The sequence below is a fragment of the Mangrovibacter plantisponsor genome (assembly GCF_003182475.1).
GTDB classification, from domain to species: domain Bacteria; phylum Pseudomonadota; class Gammaproteobacteria; order Enterobacterales; family Enterobacteriaceae; genus Mangrovibacter; species Mangrovibacter plantisponsor.
Genome location: NZ_QGTS01000017.1, coordinates 1 through 15,661 on the forward strand (window position 1 = coordinate 1; position 15,661 = coordinate 15,661).

Consider the following 15,661-nt stretch of genomic DNA (forward strand, 5'->3'; position numbering starts at 1 on the left):
AGCCTGGCGTGCTGCGAGGGCATTACGGGCAATCTGTTCTTTGATATTCATCGCCGGAACTCCTTTCCGTTAAAGGCCCGGCAGGATGCAGGGCCCTGAAAACCCCCGCCCGGTAAACGGGTTGTGGGCCACCTGGCGGCAGAGGCAGGACTGAGGGAAATCAGCAAAAATCATTAAGCCGGGGCAGCCTACAACATAAACCCGGTAACCCGTCAGGCGGAAATAACGAAGCAACAGTCAGTTAATCCGGATCAGTAGCCGGTAATCAGGCTGTAACAGGGTGTTCCGAATGATCAACGAGGTCATTGCCCGCAATGGCGGGAAATATTCATACCGGGAATAACAGGCAGAACAAACAGCAGAAGGGTAAAAAGATAGATGTTGAGCATTAAAAAGGGCCTTCAAAGAAGGCCCTTTTTCAAATAAACCAGTCAATACTGCCGCACATCACGTTACGACAGCAAAGTGAAGGCAATGGCACCAACAATCGCGCCAGTGGTTCCCAGAATGGTTTCCATCATGGTCCAGGTTTTCAGGGTTTGCGCTTCAGATGCACCGGTAAACCGGCCAAATAACCAGAAACCCGCGTCGTTAACATGGCTGACCACAATTGAACCACCGCCAATACAAATTGACAGCGCGGCCAGTTGTGCACCAGAGAAGTTCAACTGACTGATAACTGGCATAACCAGGCCAACTGTTGTCAGGCAGGCAACTGTCGCAGAGCCCTGAATAATACGCACTGCCGCAGCCAGGATAAAACAGGTTACCGCAATGGGCAGACCCATACCGGTCAGCGCTTCACCCAATGCCGGGCCAACGCCTGAATCAACCAGTACCTGTTTAAACACACCACCGGCACCAATCACCAGCAGGATAATCCCGGCAGGCTGCAGAGCCTGGCCACAGATATCCATAACCTTCTCTTTCGGCATCCCCTGGCGTACTGCCAGGCCATAAATAGCAACCAGGCACGCAACCAGAATCGCGGTGAACGGGTGGCCGATAAATTCAAACCATTCATAGGCAGTTGAACCCTGCGCCACAAAATGTGCGGCAATAGTTTTCAGGCCTACCAGTACCAGCGGTAACAGGATCAATGCCAGGCTGAAACCAAAGGACGGCAGTTTACCTTCGCCCAGGTGCGGCTCAGAGACATCATCGGGCACTTTCAACTCAACATAACGGCTGATGAAGTTACCCCAAAGTGGCCCGGCAATCAGCATCCCCGGAACAGCCGCACACAGGCCGATCAGGATCATCCAGCCAAAATCGGCGTGCATCTGGGACGCCAGCAGCATAGGCGCAGGCCCCGGCACCAGGAATGCCGCCGCCGCAGCCACACCAGCAAACAACGGAATAACCAGTTTCACCAGGTTAGTGCCTGTATGGCGCGCCATAGAAAACGCCACACTGATAAGCAAAACGATAGCGACTTCGAAGAAGAGCGGTAATGCGCATACCAGGCCCGCCAGGCCAATAGCGAAATGCGCACGGTTATGACCAAACGACTTCAACATCTTGACGGCAATCTGGTCAACCGCACCGGTTTCAAACAAAATCTTCCCGAACATCGCTCCCAGCGCAACCACAACCGCCAGGAACCCGAGGGTACCGCCCATCCCTTTTTCCATGGTGGCCGCAATTTTATCCAGCGGCATACCAGAACACAGGCCAGCACCCACAGACACAACCATCAATGCCAAAAACGCGTGCATACGCGCTTTCATAACCAGGAACAGAAGCAAAAGAACCGCGCCAACCGCGGTTAAAACGAGTGTTAATGTACTCACTTGGCACTGCCTTTATTGATTTGTGCAATTGTGCTGGCTACCACTCCATCCAGCGGCTGATCGATATCAACCACCAGCACATCGCGTTCTTCGGCATGGGGCTCTTCCAGAGCCTCGAATTGAGTCACCAGCATTTGGGGTTTGAAGAAGTGACCTTTGCGCGCTTTTAAACGGCTTTCGATCAGTTGGTAATCCCCTTTGAGGTAGATAAACGCCAGGTTTGGGTTACCTTCGCGCAAAATATCGCGGTAGCGTTTTTTCAGTGCAGAACACACAATCAGCGAAACAGCGTTGGTTCGCTGCATGGCGAAGGCTGCATCATTAAGCGCTTGCAACCATGGAGTGCGGTCATCATCATTTAATGGTTCGCCTGAAGCCATTTTCAGGATATTGCAGCGTGGGTGCAGAAAATCGCCATCAAGGAAGGCAGCCTGCAATTTGTGGGCAACTTCACTGGCAACGGCGGATTTACCACTGCCAGAAACGCCCATCAGGACATAGACACGGTTTTCAGGATTAATAGTGCTCATAGCGTAACTCCGACTGGCACAGGCTAAAAATGTTACGGGTAACTGTTATCGGTAACATTTTCAACTCTGGCTGTTCAATAAGCAATAACCACAATCAGTGAAAGCTAATAAGTGTGAGCTACGTCAAATATTGAATTTCTCAGATTGATCCACCAGGAGACAGGGTAAAGCCCAAATCCAGCATCTTCGGCGACACGATTTCGCCACGAATTCGTGCTAACAGGCGCTCAGCGCCAATCCGGCCCATGCGTTCACGCGGAGTAAGCACACTTGCCAGGCGTGGCTCCATCACCTGGCCAATATCATGGCCGTGGAAACCAGCAATGGCCATATCTTCGGGAATCCGCAGGCCCAGGCGCTGGCATTCAAATGCCGCCCCCACTGCCAGGTCATCGTTAGTACAAAAAATACTGTCCAGCTTCGGGTATTCGCGGCGCGCCTGGCGCAATAACTCACTCCCGGTGGAATACGAAGAAGATTGCTCAACCATCACACAGTAAGGCACCAGCCCGGCGTCCTGCATGGCCTGCTCATAACCACGCTGCTTCATTAAAGTACGTTCATCAAGCCGCGCCCCGAGGTAAGCCACATGTTGATGACCGCGCTGAATAATCGCCGCTGTCATCTGGCGTGCTGCTTCGAAGTTATCAAACCCTACTGCGATATCCAGACAAGGGCTGATGCTGTCCATCATTTCCACAACAGGAATGCCAGCCACTTCAATCATTTTCAGTGTGCGTGGCGTGTGCGTGCGCTCAGTCAGAATCAGACCGTCGATATTCCACGACAGCATAGATTCCAGGCGTTCTTCTTCCAGTTCGGCTTTATACCCGTAGTGTGCCAGCATAGTTTGGTAGCCGTGAGCATCAATAACACTTTCGATACCGCGTAATACTTCCGCAAACACCTGGTTGGTTAACGAAGGCAGCATCACACCAATGGCACGGCTGGTTGAATTCGAAAGGATATCCGGTGCCCGGTTGGGTATATACCCCAGTTCATCCAGCGCTGCGGCAATTTTGACGCGTAAAGCTGCTGAAACCTGTTCCGGGTTGCGTAAAAAACGGCTGACCGTCATTTTGGTCACGCCGACTTTATCTGCCACGTCCTGTAGTACCGGTCTTTTCTTTTTCATGTCCTGTGCACACAATTTGTTATTGACAGTAAAGTTTACCATGAAAAAGACCCGCCTTGCGTAAACAGGGCGGGCCAAAAAACACGAATTCAGATTCAGACAGGCGGTAAATCGAACAACAAAATTTCACTACCTTCGCTGGCATGAACAGAAAGTGCCTGTTCATCCCAAATCGCCAGCCCGTCGCTGGTTACCGCTTTAGTGCCATTAATGGAGACTTCACCTTTCACGACCTGAATCCAGACACGGCGGTTAGCGGCAATCTGAAACACAGATTGTTCATCTTTCACCAGTGCCCAGCGCCACAATTCCATATCCTGGAACACTTTTAACGACCCGTCACGGGCATCCGGTGACAACACCAACTGGCGGCCCTGCGCGGCATCAAAGCGGCGCTGCTCATAACGCGGAGTAATCCCTGTTACTTCAGGGATAATCCAAATCTGGTACAAGCGCAGCGCTTCAGTCGCACTCGGGTTATATTCAGAATGGCGAATACCCGTACCCGCACTCATAATCTGGAACTCGCCAGCCGGTACTTGTTCTTTGTTACCCATGCTGTCCTGGTGTTCAACGGCACCTTCCAGAACATAGGTCAGAATTTCCATATCTTTGTGGGGATGGGTACCAAAGCCCTGGCCTTCATCAATAACGTCTTCGTTAATCACCCGCAAAGCAGAGAACCCCATAAAGTCAGGATCATAATAATTTGCGAACGAAAATGTGTGCCAGGAATCCAGCCAACCATGGTTTGCATGCCCACGGTCCTGTGCTTTACGTAAATAGATCATGTTGCCCTCCTCATCAGTTGCATTCAGTTTAGGGGGCAACCTCCGGAGAAGATAGAGGGTGAAAATTGACGCCTCTGTTCAAAAAAAATGAATAACACAATCCCTTTAAAGCACGATGATTGCGGCTATAAATCGGGTCAGCATGGCCAGGTGTCATCAATTTTGCTGAAGCAGTGAAAAGTAACTGGAGGGCGAAAAAAAGATAAAAAAAAGCCAGCACCCGGCTGGCTAAAGTAATACTGGAAGCAATGTGAGCAATGTCGTGCTTCAGGTTTCATTGAGGTGTCCCCTGAACGCAAGGCAATAATAATCATTATCATTTGCATCTGTCCAGTTTTTTTTGCAAAAAATGGCAGTTGACCCCATAGGAAATCGCAATAATGCTAACGGAAATCAACTAACAATGGAGAGGAACCGGATGAACAGGCCAGAAATACGCCAGGCTGAACCCAATGACGTAGCAGCATTACTGGGCATTTACCGCCAACCAGAGGTGTATGAAAACCTGCTTCAGCTTCCTCACCCTTCCACATCCTACTGGCTTGAGCGCATTACTCACCCACAGCCGGGGCAAAGGCACCTGGTGGCACTGGCCGAAAACCAGGTTGTGGGGCATATGGGCCTTACCGTGAATACCAACCCACGCCGCAGCCATGTTGCTACATTAGGGTTGTGTGTTGACCCCGCCTTTCGCCAGCAAGGTATTGGCAGAGCACTGATGCAAGAAGCCGTGTGGTTATGCGATAACTGGCTGCGTGTCACCCGTATCGAATTGACGGTGTTTGCCGATAACCAGCCAGCTATTCGGGCCTACCAAAGAGTGGGGTTCGAACTGGAAGGCCGGGCGAAAGATTTCGGGTTGCGTAACGGCATTTATGTTGACGCATTATTCATGGCGCGCCATAAACCGGCATAATTCAGATAACACGGAAAAACCAGCGCCAGGCCCGGGGAAAGGATAAACTTATAGTCTGTTTTCAGGAGAAATCACCATGAAACGCTATCTGATTCTGGCGCTGTTGTTGCCTGTTACTGCAATGGCAGTTCCGCTGAATACCACCAATAACCCCAACCAGCCGGGGTATGTGAACCCCAGCCAGCAACGGGTACAACAAGAAATGCGTACCCAGCAGATACAGCAGAAAAGCCAGTTAAACCAGGCTGCAACGGCTCAACAACAACAGCAGCAACAAAAACTGTTCCAGCAGTTAAACGGGGCGCAGCAACGCACCCAGCAACAACCGCGTTAATTTGTGCTACATGGCTCAGGCACCAAAGCCCGGGCCAATCTGTTCCAGGTTATCGGTACAGATACAATCCACCCCCCATTGCATCAGAGTTCTGGCGCGCTCCGGGCGGTTTACGGTGTACACCAGAATACGCAACCCGGCGGCTTTCAGTGCGGCAACACGTTTTTCATTTAACAACTTATGGTTAATATGAATAGATACGCACCCGAGGCGAGACGTCAGTTCCTGCCAGTTATCGTCCCACTCATCCAGTAACAACCCACGTGGTAAGCCAGGTGCAGCAAGTTGAGCCGCAGCCAGCGCTTCAACAGAAAAAGAGGAAAGCAACGGAGTCGCCATACCCGCCCACAGTTGTTGTACCGCCAGGGCGACCACTTTACCTGTCTGTGTTTCTAACCCGGTAGTCGGTTTTATTTCGATATTCACCATCACTGTGTGCTGGCGGCACCGCTCTGCGACATCGCTCAAAAGTGCCAGCGGTTCTCCGGCAAACGCCTTGCCAAACCAGCTCCCGGCATCAACCTTGCTCAGCACATCCCAGCTCATCTCCCCGGCAACACCCCAGGCGTTACTGGTGCGCTCAAGTGTGTCGTCATGCAGCAGGAAAATTTCACCATCATGGGAAAGTTTTGCGTCGCACTCAAACATTTTGTATCCACGGGCAATGCCCAAATCAATCGCCGCCAGTGTATTTTCTGGAGCCAGTTTTCCCCCGCCACGGTGTGCGACAATGCGGGGATAAGGCCAGTGACTCATAACCGTTGTCCTGTTTCGCCATCAAAGAAATGCAGCCGGTCTTCCGGCAAGTGTAGCCACAACATGGAGCCTCGCTGCGGCCTGTTTTGGTGATCCAGGCGGATTATCATTTTTTGCTCCCCCCAGCGCCCGTGAGCCAGGTTATCAGCACCCAGCATTTCCAGCGTGTCCATTACTAATGGCAGACCACCTTCAGCCTGAGAGCTTAACGCAATATGTTCAGGGCGAATACCCAGTGTCAGTGGTTTACCTGCCAGCGAAGACAAGTTTCTCCCCACCGGAACAGCCATGCCTCCGGGTAACTCAAAACGGTATCCATCGTTGCTCACCTGCCCTGCCAACAGGTTCATGGCTGGTGAGCCAATAAAACTGGCGACAAAGCGGCTGGCCGGTTTTTCATACACCTCAACCGGTGTGCCAATTTGCTCTGCAATGCCTTTATTGAGCACCATCACCCGTTGCGCAAGGGTCATTGCTTCCACCTGGTCATGGGTCACATACAAACTGGTGGTATTTAACCGCCGGTGTAGTTGCTGGAGTTCAAGGCGCATTTGCACCCGTAACTTGGCATCCAGGTTTGAAAGGGGCTCATCGAACAAAAAGACCGCCGGGTCGCGCACAATTGCCCGCCCCATGGCAACCCGCTGGCGTTGCCCGCCAGACAGCTCACGTGGGCGGCGTTTTAACAGTGTATCCAGCTCCAGAATACGTGCGGCTTCCTGCACTTTGTGGGCGATATGCTGTTTACCCATGCCGCGTATTTTCAGGCCCCAGGCCATGTTCTCTTCCACTGTCATGTGCGGGTAGAGCGCGTAATTCTGGAACACCATCGCAATACCACGCTCGCTGGGCTCCAGCTCTGTTACTCGCTGGCGGTCAATCCAGATATCACCACTGGTCACCCGCTCAAGCCCGGCCACCATGCGTAACAACGTGGATTTACCACAACCTGAAGGGCCAACCATCACGATAAATTCGCCGTCTGCGACATCCAGCGTCAAAGGCCGGATGACCTCTGTTTTGCCGTCCCAGCTTTTGCTGACGGCCTGTAATTTTAATCCTGCCATGTTATTTCTCGCTATCCACCAGACCACGAACAAACGCTCTTTGCATCACCAGCACCACCACTAAAGGCGGTGCCAGTGTCAGTAACATTGCCGCCATAACCTGATTCCATTGGGTTGTCCCATCGCCTGTTGAAATCATGCTTTTTATACCGGCAACGGCAGTGCCCATATCTGCTTTACTGGTAATCAAAATCGGCCACAGATACTGGTTCCAGCCATAAATAAAGGTAATAACGAACAGTGCGGCCAGGTTAGTACGCGAAAGCGGTAATACGATGTCGCGGAAAAAACGCAGCGGAGAAGCCCCGTCAATGCGTGCTGCTTCCAGTAGCTCGTCCGGTAAGGTCATAAAAAACTGGCGAAACAGAAATGTTGCCGTCGCAGAGGCCATCAGTGGCAGTGTCAGCCCGGTGTAGCTGTCGAGCATTTTCAGGTTGGCAATCACTTCAACGGTGGGGAAAATGCGCACTTCTACGGGTAACATCAGCGTGATAAAGATCATCCAGAAGCACAAGTTACGCAGTGGGAAGCGAAACCAGACAATGGCGAAAGCAGAGAGCATGGACACCGAGATTTTGCCCACTGTAATGCCCAGAGCCATCACGAAACTATTCAGTAACAACACCCCAAACGGCTCAGTGTTGCCCCCTACGCCCTGGTGCAAAATAAGCGACAGGTTTTCCCACAAATGGCCGCCGGGCAACAGAGTCATCGGGGTATTGAACACCGCTTTGTTGTCGAGTGTGGCAGCCACAAATGCAACATACAGAGGGAACAGAATAACGATAATTCCCGCTATCAGCATGATATGGCTGAAAATATCCAGCCCACGTCTGTTCTCTATCATTGGTAACGCACCTTGTTTTCCACGTAGCGGAACTGAATCACCGTCAGAATAATGACCAGCACCATGAGCACCACGGACTGTGCGGCAGAGGCCGATAAATCCAGCCCGGCAAAGCCTTCCCGGTAGATTTTGTAAATCAGCGTCGTCGTGGCCTGAACCGGCCCACCACCTGTCGCTGCGTCAATCACCGGGAATGTGTCAAAAAAGGCATAAACGATGTTAACCACCAGCAGGAAAAAACTAACCGGAGTAATCAGTGGTAATGACACACGGAAAAAGCGCCTGACAGGCCCGGCACCATCGATGGCGGCAGCTTCCATCAGCGAACGGGGAATAGACTGCAGTGCGGCGAAGAAAAACAAAAAGTTATAACTAATTTGTTGCCATACCGAGGCGAATACCACCAAAAACATAGCCTGACCGCTATTTTGTGCATGGTTCCAGTGGTACCCCAGTTGTTCGAGCGCCCATACCAACAACCCGCGCCCCGGGTTAAACAGGAAGATCCACAACACAGCGGCAATGGCAGGTGCAACGGCATAAGGCAGTAATAACAGAGTTTGGTAGATGCGGCTTCCCCGCACAACATGGTCTACCAGGGCAGCAAAAAACAGAGAGATAGCCAGCCCACAACCCGTCACCAAAGCACTGAACTTAATGGTGGTCCAGAAAGCATCCAGGTAATAACTGTCGTGTGCCAGTTGAATAAAGTTACTCATACCAGCAAAAGTGCTGGATAAACCGAACGGGTCGACATTCTGGACCGAATACCACAAAGCTTCACCGGCAGGCCAGATGAAAAAAATAATGGTGATAACCACTTGTGGCAGTACCAGAGCATAAGGCAACCACGAAGTGCGAAAAACCGGGCGTGATGATGACATAGCATTACCTGGCAAAGATAATATGCTTCACTGCCATCCGGGCAGTGAAAGAGTAAACCGGCTGCATATCCCGTCCCGGGTAGGCTGGCTGCCCGGGCGAAAAACTGGCACGGCTAGCCGCGCCAGTTATCTGGCGAATCAGGATTTCGTAGACTGTTCAAAGCGGCGCAGTAACTGGTTACCACGTTCAACAGCAGCATCCAGCGCCTGTTTAGGCGTTTTCTTACCGGTCCAGACACTTTCCAGCTCTTCATCAACAATGGTGCGGATCTGTGGCATGTTGCCCAGGCGCAGCCCTTTGGTGAACGGCAATGGCGGCTTGTTCAGCATCTGGCGTGTGGCAATATCTGCACCAGGGTTTTTATCGTAGAAACCGTCTTTGCGTGTCAGTTCATAAGCGGCTTTGGTAATCGGCAGGTAGCCGGTTTTCTGGTGCCATTCAGCGGCAATTTCAGGCTGCATCAGGAACTTCATAAACTCAGCCACGCCTTTATAGGTTGGCTTGTCTTTACCCTGCATCACCCACAAGCTGGCACCACCGATAATGGCGTTTTGCGGTGCATTTGGCACGGTATCGTCGTACGGCATCATGCCCACACCGTAATTAAACTTCGCATAGTGGCGAATATCAGCCAGCGAGCCGGAAGATGCCGTGGTCATAGCGCAGTCACCGTTATAGAACTTTTCGGTAGACTCATCTTTGCGGCCAAAATAGCTGAATGTCCCTTTCTTGTTCATCTCTTCCAGCATGGCAATATGGCGTACCTGCACTGGCTGGTTAAATTCCAGTTTGGCATCAGTGCCATCAAAACCGTTGTTTTCAGTGGCAAACGGCAGGCCGTGCCAGGCACTGAAGTTTTCCAGTTGGATCCAGCCCTGCCAGCCACTGGCATACCCGCACTGCATACCTGCTGCGCGGACTTTCGCCGCATCTTCGGCCAGTTCTTGCCAGGTTTTTGGTGGCTGGTCCGGGTTCAGGCCTGCTTTTTTGAACGCGTCTTTGTTGTAATACAGCACCGGCGTGGAGCTGTTGAAAGGCTGGGACAACAGATGCCCGGTTTTTGAGTCGGTGTAGTAACCGGAAACGGTCGGCACAAATTGTGATTCATCATATGGAATACCAGATTCTTCAAACACCTGGTAAACCGGCTTGATAGCTTTGGATGCCATCATGGTTGCCGTACCCACTTCATATACCTGCAAAATGGCGGGGGCATTTCCCGTGCGGAATGCGGCAATCCCGGCTGCCAGACTCTGTTCGTAGTTGCCTTTATACACCGGTTCAATTTTGTAATCCGGGTGGGTCTGGTTAAAGCGCTGGGCTAACGAATCCACTTCTTTACCCAACTGACCTTCCATGGAATGCCAAAACTGAATAGTTGTGACGGCCATCGCCTGGGTACTGAAAGCCAGACCAAGCGTAATGCCCAAAGCTGTGTGTCGTAGCAAAGCGTTCATGCCGTTATCTCTCTTGTGTCCATGGGGAAATGCGCGATATCACGCGTTTTTTGCTCGCGAAGTAACATGACACGCCCGTATGACAGAAAAATAACTGTTGTATGACGTAATCATGACGAGCGAGTGATAACGGGATTTCAGTAACAAGACACTTTGGTGAAAGGACATGTAAAACAAGAGAGAAAATGAAAAGGGGCCAGAATGGCCCCCTGAAAATTGCTGACAAACAAGAAAAAAGTGTTAGCCGCCCAGATAAGCGCTACGCACCGCTTCGTTTGCCAACAGAGCATCTCCGGAATCTTCCAACACCACATGGCCGTTTTCCAGAACATAACCACGGTCTGCCAGTTTCAGCGCCTGGTTAGCGTTTTGTTCTACCAGGAAGATGGTCATGCCTTCTTCACGCAACTGCTCAATGGTGTCGAAGATCTGCTGAATAATGATGGGAGCCAGGCCCAGAGACGGTTCATCCAGCAGCAATAAACGCGGCTGGCTCATCAATGCCCGGCCAATGGCCAGCATCTGCTGCTCACCACCAGACATGGTCCCTGCGCGCTGAATGCGGCGCTCTTTGAGCCGTGGGAACAGGTCATAAACCCGTTCAATACGTTCCTGGTACTGTTGCCGGTCTGCAAAGAAGCCGCCCATTGCCAGGTTTTCTTCTACCGTCATGCGGGAAAACACCCGGCGCCCTTCGGGTACAATCGCCACTGCTTCACGCATAATTTTTGCGGTGTGCCAGTGGGTAATGTCTTTACCATCAAAGGTAATGGTTCCCTGAGTGGCGCGGGGGTCGCCACACAAGGTTCCCAGCAACGTCGTTTTCCCTGCACCATTGGCACCAATCAGGGTGACAATTTCACCCTGGTTAATGTGCAAAGAGACTTCATGTAACGCCTGAATTTTCCCGTAGTGCGCACTGACCTGGTCGAAAGATAACATTACATTGTCCATATTACGCTTCTCCCAGGTAGGCCCGAATCACATCCGGGTTATTACGAATCTGCTCAGGTGTACCGTTAGCCAGCGGGGTGCCCTGGTTTACTACATAGATACGGTCAGAAATCCCCATCACCAGTTTCATATCATGTTCAATCAACAATACCGTGGTGTTGTGGTGGTTGCGTAACTCCACAATCAACTCATCAAGTTCATGGGTTTCATTGGGGTTCAGGCCAGCCGCAGGTTCATCCAGCATCAGAATTTCTGGCTGGGTTACCATACAGCGGGCAATTTCCAGGCGGCGCTGCTGGCCGTAGGCCAGGTTACCTGCCAGGCGGTTCGCATGCTCCAGCAGGCCAATGCGCTCAAGCCAGGTGGCTGCGCGGTCCAGTGCTGCACTTTCTGCTTTACGGAATGCCGGGGTTTTCAGCAGCCCGGAAAACAGGCCACTTTTCATATGCTGGTGTTGTGCCACCAACAGGTTCTCAATCACCGTCATTTCACGGAACAGGCGTACATGCTGAAAAGTACGGACCACACCCAGCCGGGCTATTTCCTGGCCTGGCAGGCCTTCGAGGTGTTTATCTCGCAATAAAATCTGCCCGCCAGTTGGGCGATAAAACCCGGTCAGGCAGTTAAATACTGTGGTTTTCCCGGCCCCATTAGGGCCAATCAAAGAAACAATTTCCTGGGGATGCAATTCCAGGGAAACGTCGTTAACCGCCAGCAAGCCGCCAAAACGCATCATCAGGCCGCTGACAGATAATAATGGCTGACTCATGCCTGCTCTCCTTCACTGCGCTTTTTCAATTTCACCTGAGCACGGGTCATTGGTAATAACCCCTGCGGACGCCAGATCATCATCAGGACCATCAGCGCACCGAGCATTAACATGCTGTATTCATTGAAATCACGCATCAGTTCGCGAGACACAACCAGCAAAATGGCCGCCAGAATAACGGCAAATTGCGAACCCATACCACCCAGCACCACAATCGCCAGGACAAAAGCAGACTCAGCGAAGGTGAAAGATTCCGGGCTGATAAAGCCCTGGCGCGCAGCGAACAGCGTGCCCGCAAACCCGGCAAAAGCCGCGCTGATAGTAAAGGCCGTCAGTTTAATACGCGTAGGGCTCAGGCCCAGAGAACGGCAGGCGATTTCATCATCACGCAGCGCTTCCCACGCACGCCCAAGGGGCATACGTAACAGGCGGTTAATAATGAATACTGTCAGCACCACTAACAGTAAAGCGACCAGGTAGAGGAAAATAATGCGATCGCTGGGATCATACTTCACATGGAAAAAGTTGCTGAACGTATCCCAGCCGCCTTCACGTGGCGAGCGGTTGAATTCCAGGCCAAACAGTGTCGGTTTGGGGATCTGGCTGATCCCATTCGGCCCGCCGGTGATTGCGGTATTGTTCAGTAATAAGATACGCACAATTTCACCGAAGCCCAGGGTGACGATTGCCAGGTAATCCCCCCGCAGGCGCAGAACCGGGAAGCCCAGCAGGAAGCCGGCCAGTGCAGCAACCAGCCCGGATAACGGCAGGCAGACCCAGAAACCCAACCCGTAGTAGTGGCTCAGCAATGCGAAAGTATAAGCACCAATAGCATAAAAACCGCCATAGCCCAGTACCAACAGGCCAGACAGCCCAACCACCACATTCAGCCCAAGACCGAGAATGATATAAATCATGGTCATGGTGGCAATATCCACCGTACCGCGAGAGACCAGGAACGGCCAGACAACAGCAATCACCAGAATGGCACCCAGCAGCAATTTCTGTTTCACGCTGGAACCGTCAATGGCTGGCATCGTCAGGCGTGGCCCGGCAACCTTCTTCATTGCTTGCTGGAACAGTGGCCGCAAGATTTGGAACAGGAAGACTACCGCAGTACCGATGTAGATCCACTCCCAACGGATATTTGCAGCACTACCAACAACCAGGCGAGTTCCACTCAAATTCAGTTGCACGCCCATAAAGACCGACGCCAGAACAAAGAAAATGGCGGCAGATAAAATGGCAAAGAAAAACGTAACCGGTTTCATACTTTTTCTACCTCCGGGCGCCCAAGGATACCGGTAGGCATAACCAGCAACACCACGATTAACAAGGCAAATGAAACCACGTCTTTATATTCAGTGCTCAGGTAAGCAGACGTCAGGGCTTCGGCAATACCCAGAATCAGCCCGCCAATCATTGCACCTGGAATGCTGCCAATGCCGCCCAGCACCGCTGCGGTAAAGGCTTTCATCCCGGCCATAAAGCCAATAAACGGGTTAATTACCCCATAGAACTGGCCCAACAGCACACCGGCAACCGCCGCCATCGCTGCACCAATAACGAAGGTCAGTGCAATCACGCGATCAGTGTTAATACCCAGCAGGCTCGCCATTTTCAAATCTTCGGCACAGGCACGGCAGGCGCGCCCCATACGGGAATAACGAATGAACAACGACAATGCCAGCATCGCAATAAAGGTCACCACCCAAATCACCAGCTGCATGGTGGTAATCGTTGCCGAGAAGTTCTCACTGGCACCGATGATCCACTGCCCGTTAATCAGGCTGGGTAATGCAACATCGCGGGAACCCTGAGTCAGGCTGACATAGTTTTGCAGGAAGATAGACATCCCGATAGCGGAAATCAGCGCAATCAGGCGCTTGGAGTTACGCACGGGTTTATATGCCACTTTCTCAATGGACCAGCCGTAAGCGCTGGCAATAACAATTGCGCCCACAAAACCGGCACCAATCAACATCCAGCTGGCATCAATCCCCATCATCATCAGTGCGGCGATTATCATGAACGAGACATAACTGCCAATCATATACACTTCGCCATGGGCGAAGTTGATCATGCCGATAATGCCGTAAACCATTGTGTAGCCAATGGCGATAAGGGCGTAAGTGCTACCCAGTGTCACGCCATTAAACATTTGCTGTAAAAAATAGAGAAACTGCTCAGACATAACATAGCCTTTTTCTGTCCTTCCGGCGGTCACATAGCCGGAAGGCGGGATTACAGTCAGTCAGCCTTACTTCGCCACAGAGGACGAACCATCAGCATGCCAGCGGAAAACACCGAATTCGAATCCCTTCAGATCGCCTTTCTCATCCCAGTTCAGCGGCCCAATTACGGTGTCTGCACCGTGTGATTTCAGGTAGTTTGCCAGTTCCAGCGGTTCGTCGCTGCCAGCATGTGCCAGTGCGTCAGCCAGTGACTGCACGGCGGCATAGGTGATCCAGACATAGGGGCCAGACGGGTCTTTTTTCTCCGCCTTCAGCGCCGCCACAATGGCCTGGTTTGCCGGGTCCTGGTCGTAGCGTTTCGGCATAGTTACCAGCATGCCTTCAGCCGCCTTACCGGCAATATTAGACAATGAAGCGTTACCCACACCTTCCGGGCCCATAAACTGCGTTGACAGCCCGGTAGCCCTTGCCTGGCGCAGGATCTGCCCCATTTCCGGGTAGTAACCGCCGTAGTAAACAAAGTCGATATTTTCTTTCTGCAGGCGAGCCACCAGCGTGGAGAAATCTTTCTCACCGGCGGTGATACCGTCAAAGAACACCACATTGGCTCCGGCTTTTTTCAGGCCATCACGCACTGAAGTTGCCAGGCCTTCACCGTACTGTTGTTTATCGTGGATAACCGCAATACGTGTTGGTTTCACTTTATCGACGATATATTTCACCGCGGTTGGTGCCTGGGAGGAATCCAGCCCGGCAGTACGCATAATGGTCTGGTAGCCACGCGTGGTGAGTTCCGGGTTTGTTGCCCCGGGGGTGATCATCAGAATGCCTTCATCTTCGTAAATATCAGATGCAGGTTGAGTGGAAGAAGAACAGAGGTGACCAATGACATACTTGATGCCTTCGTTAACCACTTTGTTCGCCACAGCAACAGCTTGTTTCGGGTCACAGGCATCGTCGTATTCCACCGCAACCAGCTTATCGCCGTTAATACCGCCTTTTGCATTAATATCTTTAACCGCCTGGCGGGCACCATTGAATTCCATATCGCCCCATTGCGCTACCGGCCCGGACATCGCACCAATTACCGCAATTTTTATCTCTTTCGCCAGCGCCGCGTGAGACATCGCCAGCGCAACCATGCCAGCGAGCAGTGTCTTCGCGTTGATTTTCATCCTTTGTAACCCCATTCGTGATGTTGTGTGTGAATATTTTGTTTTGTTATGGTTAAA

The 15,661-nt window shown here is 51.8% G+C and carries 16 protein-coding genes; 2 read left to right on the forward strand and 14 right to left on the reverse strand.

Going from position 1 to position 15,661, the window contains the following annotated elements:
• Positions 1-452 precede the first annotated feature (452 nt).
• From gntU to DES37_RS21390, 4 genes are all read right to left on the reverse strand, one after another.
• Positions 453-1,793: a gluconate transporter gene (gene gntU, locus DES37_RS21375; RefSeq protein ID WP_036111279.1), complete on the reverse strand. Its 1,341-nt coding sequence runs from the start codon at positions 1,791-1,793 to the stop codon at positions 453-455.
• Positions 1,790-2,323, reverse strand: a complete 534-nt coding sequence (gene gntK / locus DES37_RS21380; RefSeq protein WP_036111282.1) for a gluconokinase — start codon at positions 2,321-2,323, stop codon at positions 1,790-1,792. The genes gntU and gntK overlap by 4 nt, the downstream gene beginning before the upstream one ends.
• 139 nt (positions 2,324-2,462) lie before the next feature.
• Positions 2,463-3,458: a gluconate operon transcriptional repressor GntR gene (gene gntR / locus DES37_RS21385; RefSeq protein ID WP_110027873.1), complete on the reverse strand. Its 996-nt coding sequence runs from the start codon at positions 3,456-3,458 to the stop codon at positions 2,463-2,465.
• Positions 3,459-3,553: 95 nt separating this feature from the next.
• Positions 3,554-4,249, reverse strand: a complete 696-nt coding sequence (locus tag DES37_RS21390) for a pirin family protein (RefSeq protein WP_110027827.1) — start codon at positions 4,247-4,249, stop codon at positions 3,554-3,556.
• A gap of 418 nt (positions 4,250-4,667) precedes the next feature.
• On the opposite strand from DES37_RS21390, the gene DES37_RS21395 reads away from it, so the two are divergent.
• Both DES37_RS21395 and DES37_RS21400 read left to right on the forward strand, forming a co-directional pair.
• Positions 4,668-5,165 (forward strand): GNAT family N-acetyltransferase, encoded by a 498-nt coding sequence (locus DES37_RS21395; protein ID WP_036111288.1) that lies wholly within the window; start codon positions 4,668-4,670, stop codon positions 5,163-5,165.
• A 76-nt stretch (positions 5,166-5,241) separates the two neighbouring features.
• Positions 5,242-5,499 carry a DUF2756 domain-containing protein gene (locus DES37_RS21400; RefSeq protein ID WP_036111371.1) on the forward strand — a complete coding sequence of 86 codons (258 nt, stop codon included), beginning with the start codon at positions 5,242-5,244 and terminating at the stop codon, positions 5,497-5,499.
• A gap of 15 nt (positions 5,500-5,514) precedes the next feature.
• Here the strand turns inward: DES37_RS21400 and ugpQ are convergent, their stop codons facing one another.
• The 10 genes from ugpQ to livK all read right to left on the reverse strand — a co-directional run bounded on the left by ugpQ (position 5,515) and on the right by livK (position 15,604).
• Complete coding sequence (gene ugpQ / locus DES37_RS21405; protein WP_110027828.1) at positions 5,515-6,255, reverse strand: glycerophosphodiester phosphodiesterase; 741 nt, start codon at positions 6,253-6,255, stop codon at positions 5,515-5,517.
• A complete protein-coding gene (locus DES37_RS21410; RefSeq protein WP_110027830.1) occupies positions 6,252-7,322 on the reverse strand; it encodes a sn-glycerol-3-phosphate import ATP-binding protein UgpC in 1,071 nt (356 codons plus the stop codon). Before DES37_RS21410 ends, ugpQ begins: the two co-directional genes overlap by 4 nt.
• Before the next feature lies 1 nt (position 7,323).
• A complete protein-coding gene (gene ugpE, locus DES37_RS21415; RefSeq protein WP_110027831.1) occupies positions 7,324-8,169 on the reverse strand; it encodes a sn-glycerol-3-phosphate ABC transporter permease UgpE in 846 nt (281 codons plus the stop codon).
• The gene (gene ugpA, locus DES37_RS21420) at positions 8,166-9,053 is read right to left on the reverse strand and encodes a sn-glycerol-3-phosphate ABC transporter permease UgpA (protein WP_110027833.1); all 888 of its coding nucleotides are present in this window, start codon (positions 9,051-9,053) and stop codon (positions 8,166-8,168) included. The genes ugpE and ugpA overlap by 4 nt, the downstream gene beginning before the upstream one ends.
• 138 nt (positions 9,054-9,191) lie before the next feature.
• Entirely contained in the window at positions 9,192-10,511 is a 1,320-nt protein-coding gene (ugpB, locus tag DES37_RS21425; protein ID WP_036111304.1) for a sn-glycerol-3-phosphate ABC transporter substrate-binding protein UgpB, read from the reverse strand.
• A gap of 240 nt (positions 10,512-10,751) precedes the next feature.
• Positions 10,752-11,465, reverse strand: a complete 714-nt coding sequence (gene livF, locus DES37_RS21430; RefSeq protein ID WP_036111307.1) for a high-affinity branched-chain amino acid ABC transporter ATP-binding protein LivF — start codon at positions 11,463-11,465, stop codon at positions 10,752-10,754.
• A gap of 1 nt (position 11,466) precedes the next feature.
• A complete protein-coding gene (livG, locus tag DES37_RS21435) occupies positions 11,467-12,234 on the reverse strand; it encodes a high-affinity branched-chain amino acid ABC transporter ATP-binding protein LivG (RefSeq protein ID WP_036111310.1) in 768 nt (255 codons plus the stop codon).
• Positions 12,231-13,505, reverse strand: a complete 1,275-nt coding sequence (locus DES37_RS21440) for a high-affinity branched-chain amino acid ABC transporter permease LivM (protein ID WP_110027835.1) — start codon at positions 13,503-13,505, stop codon at positions 12,231-12,233. Before DES37_RS21440 ends, livG begins: the two co-directional genes overlap by 4 nt.
• Positions 13,502-14,428 (reverse strand): high-affinity branched-chain amino acid ABC transporter permease LivH, encoded by a 927-nt coding sequence (gene livH / locus DES37_RS21445; protein WP_036111322.1) that lies wholly within the window; start codon positions 14,426-14,428, stop codon positions 13,502-13,504. Before livH ends, DES37_RS21440 begins: the two co-directional genes overlap by 4 nt.
• 66 nt (positions 14,429-14,494) lie before the next feature.
• Positions 14,495-15,604 carry a high-affinity branched-chain amino acid ABC transporter substrate-binding protein LivK gene (gene livK / locus DES37_RS21450; protein ID WP_110027837.1) on the reverse strand — a complete coding sequence of 370 codons (1,110 nt, stop codon included), beginning with the start codon at positions 15,602-15,604 and terminating at the stop codon, positions 14,495-14,497.
• Between the last annotated feature and the right edge of the window lie 57 nt (positions 15,605-15,661).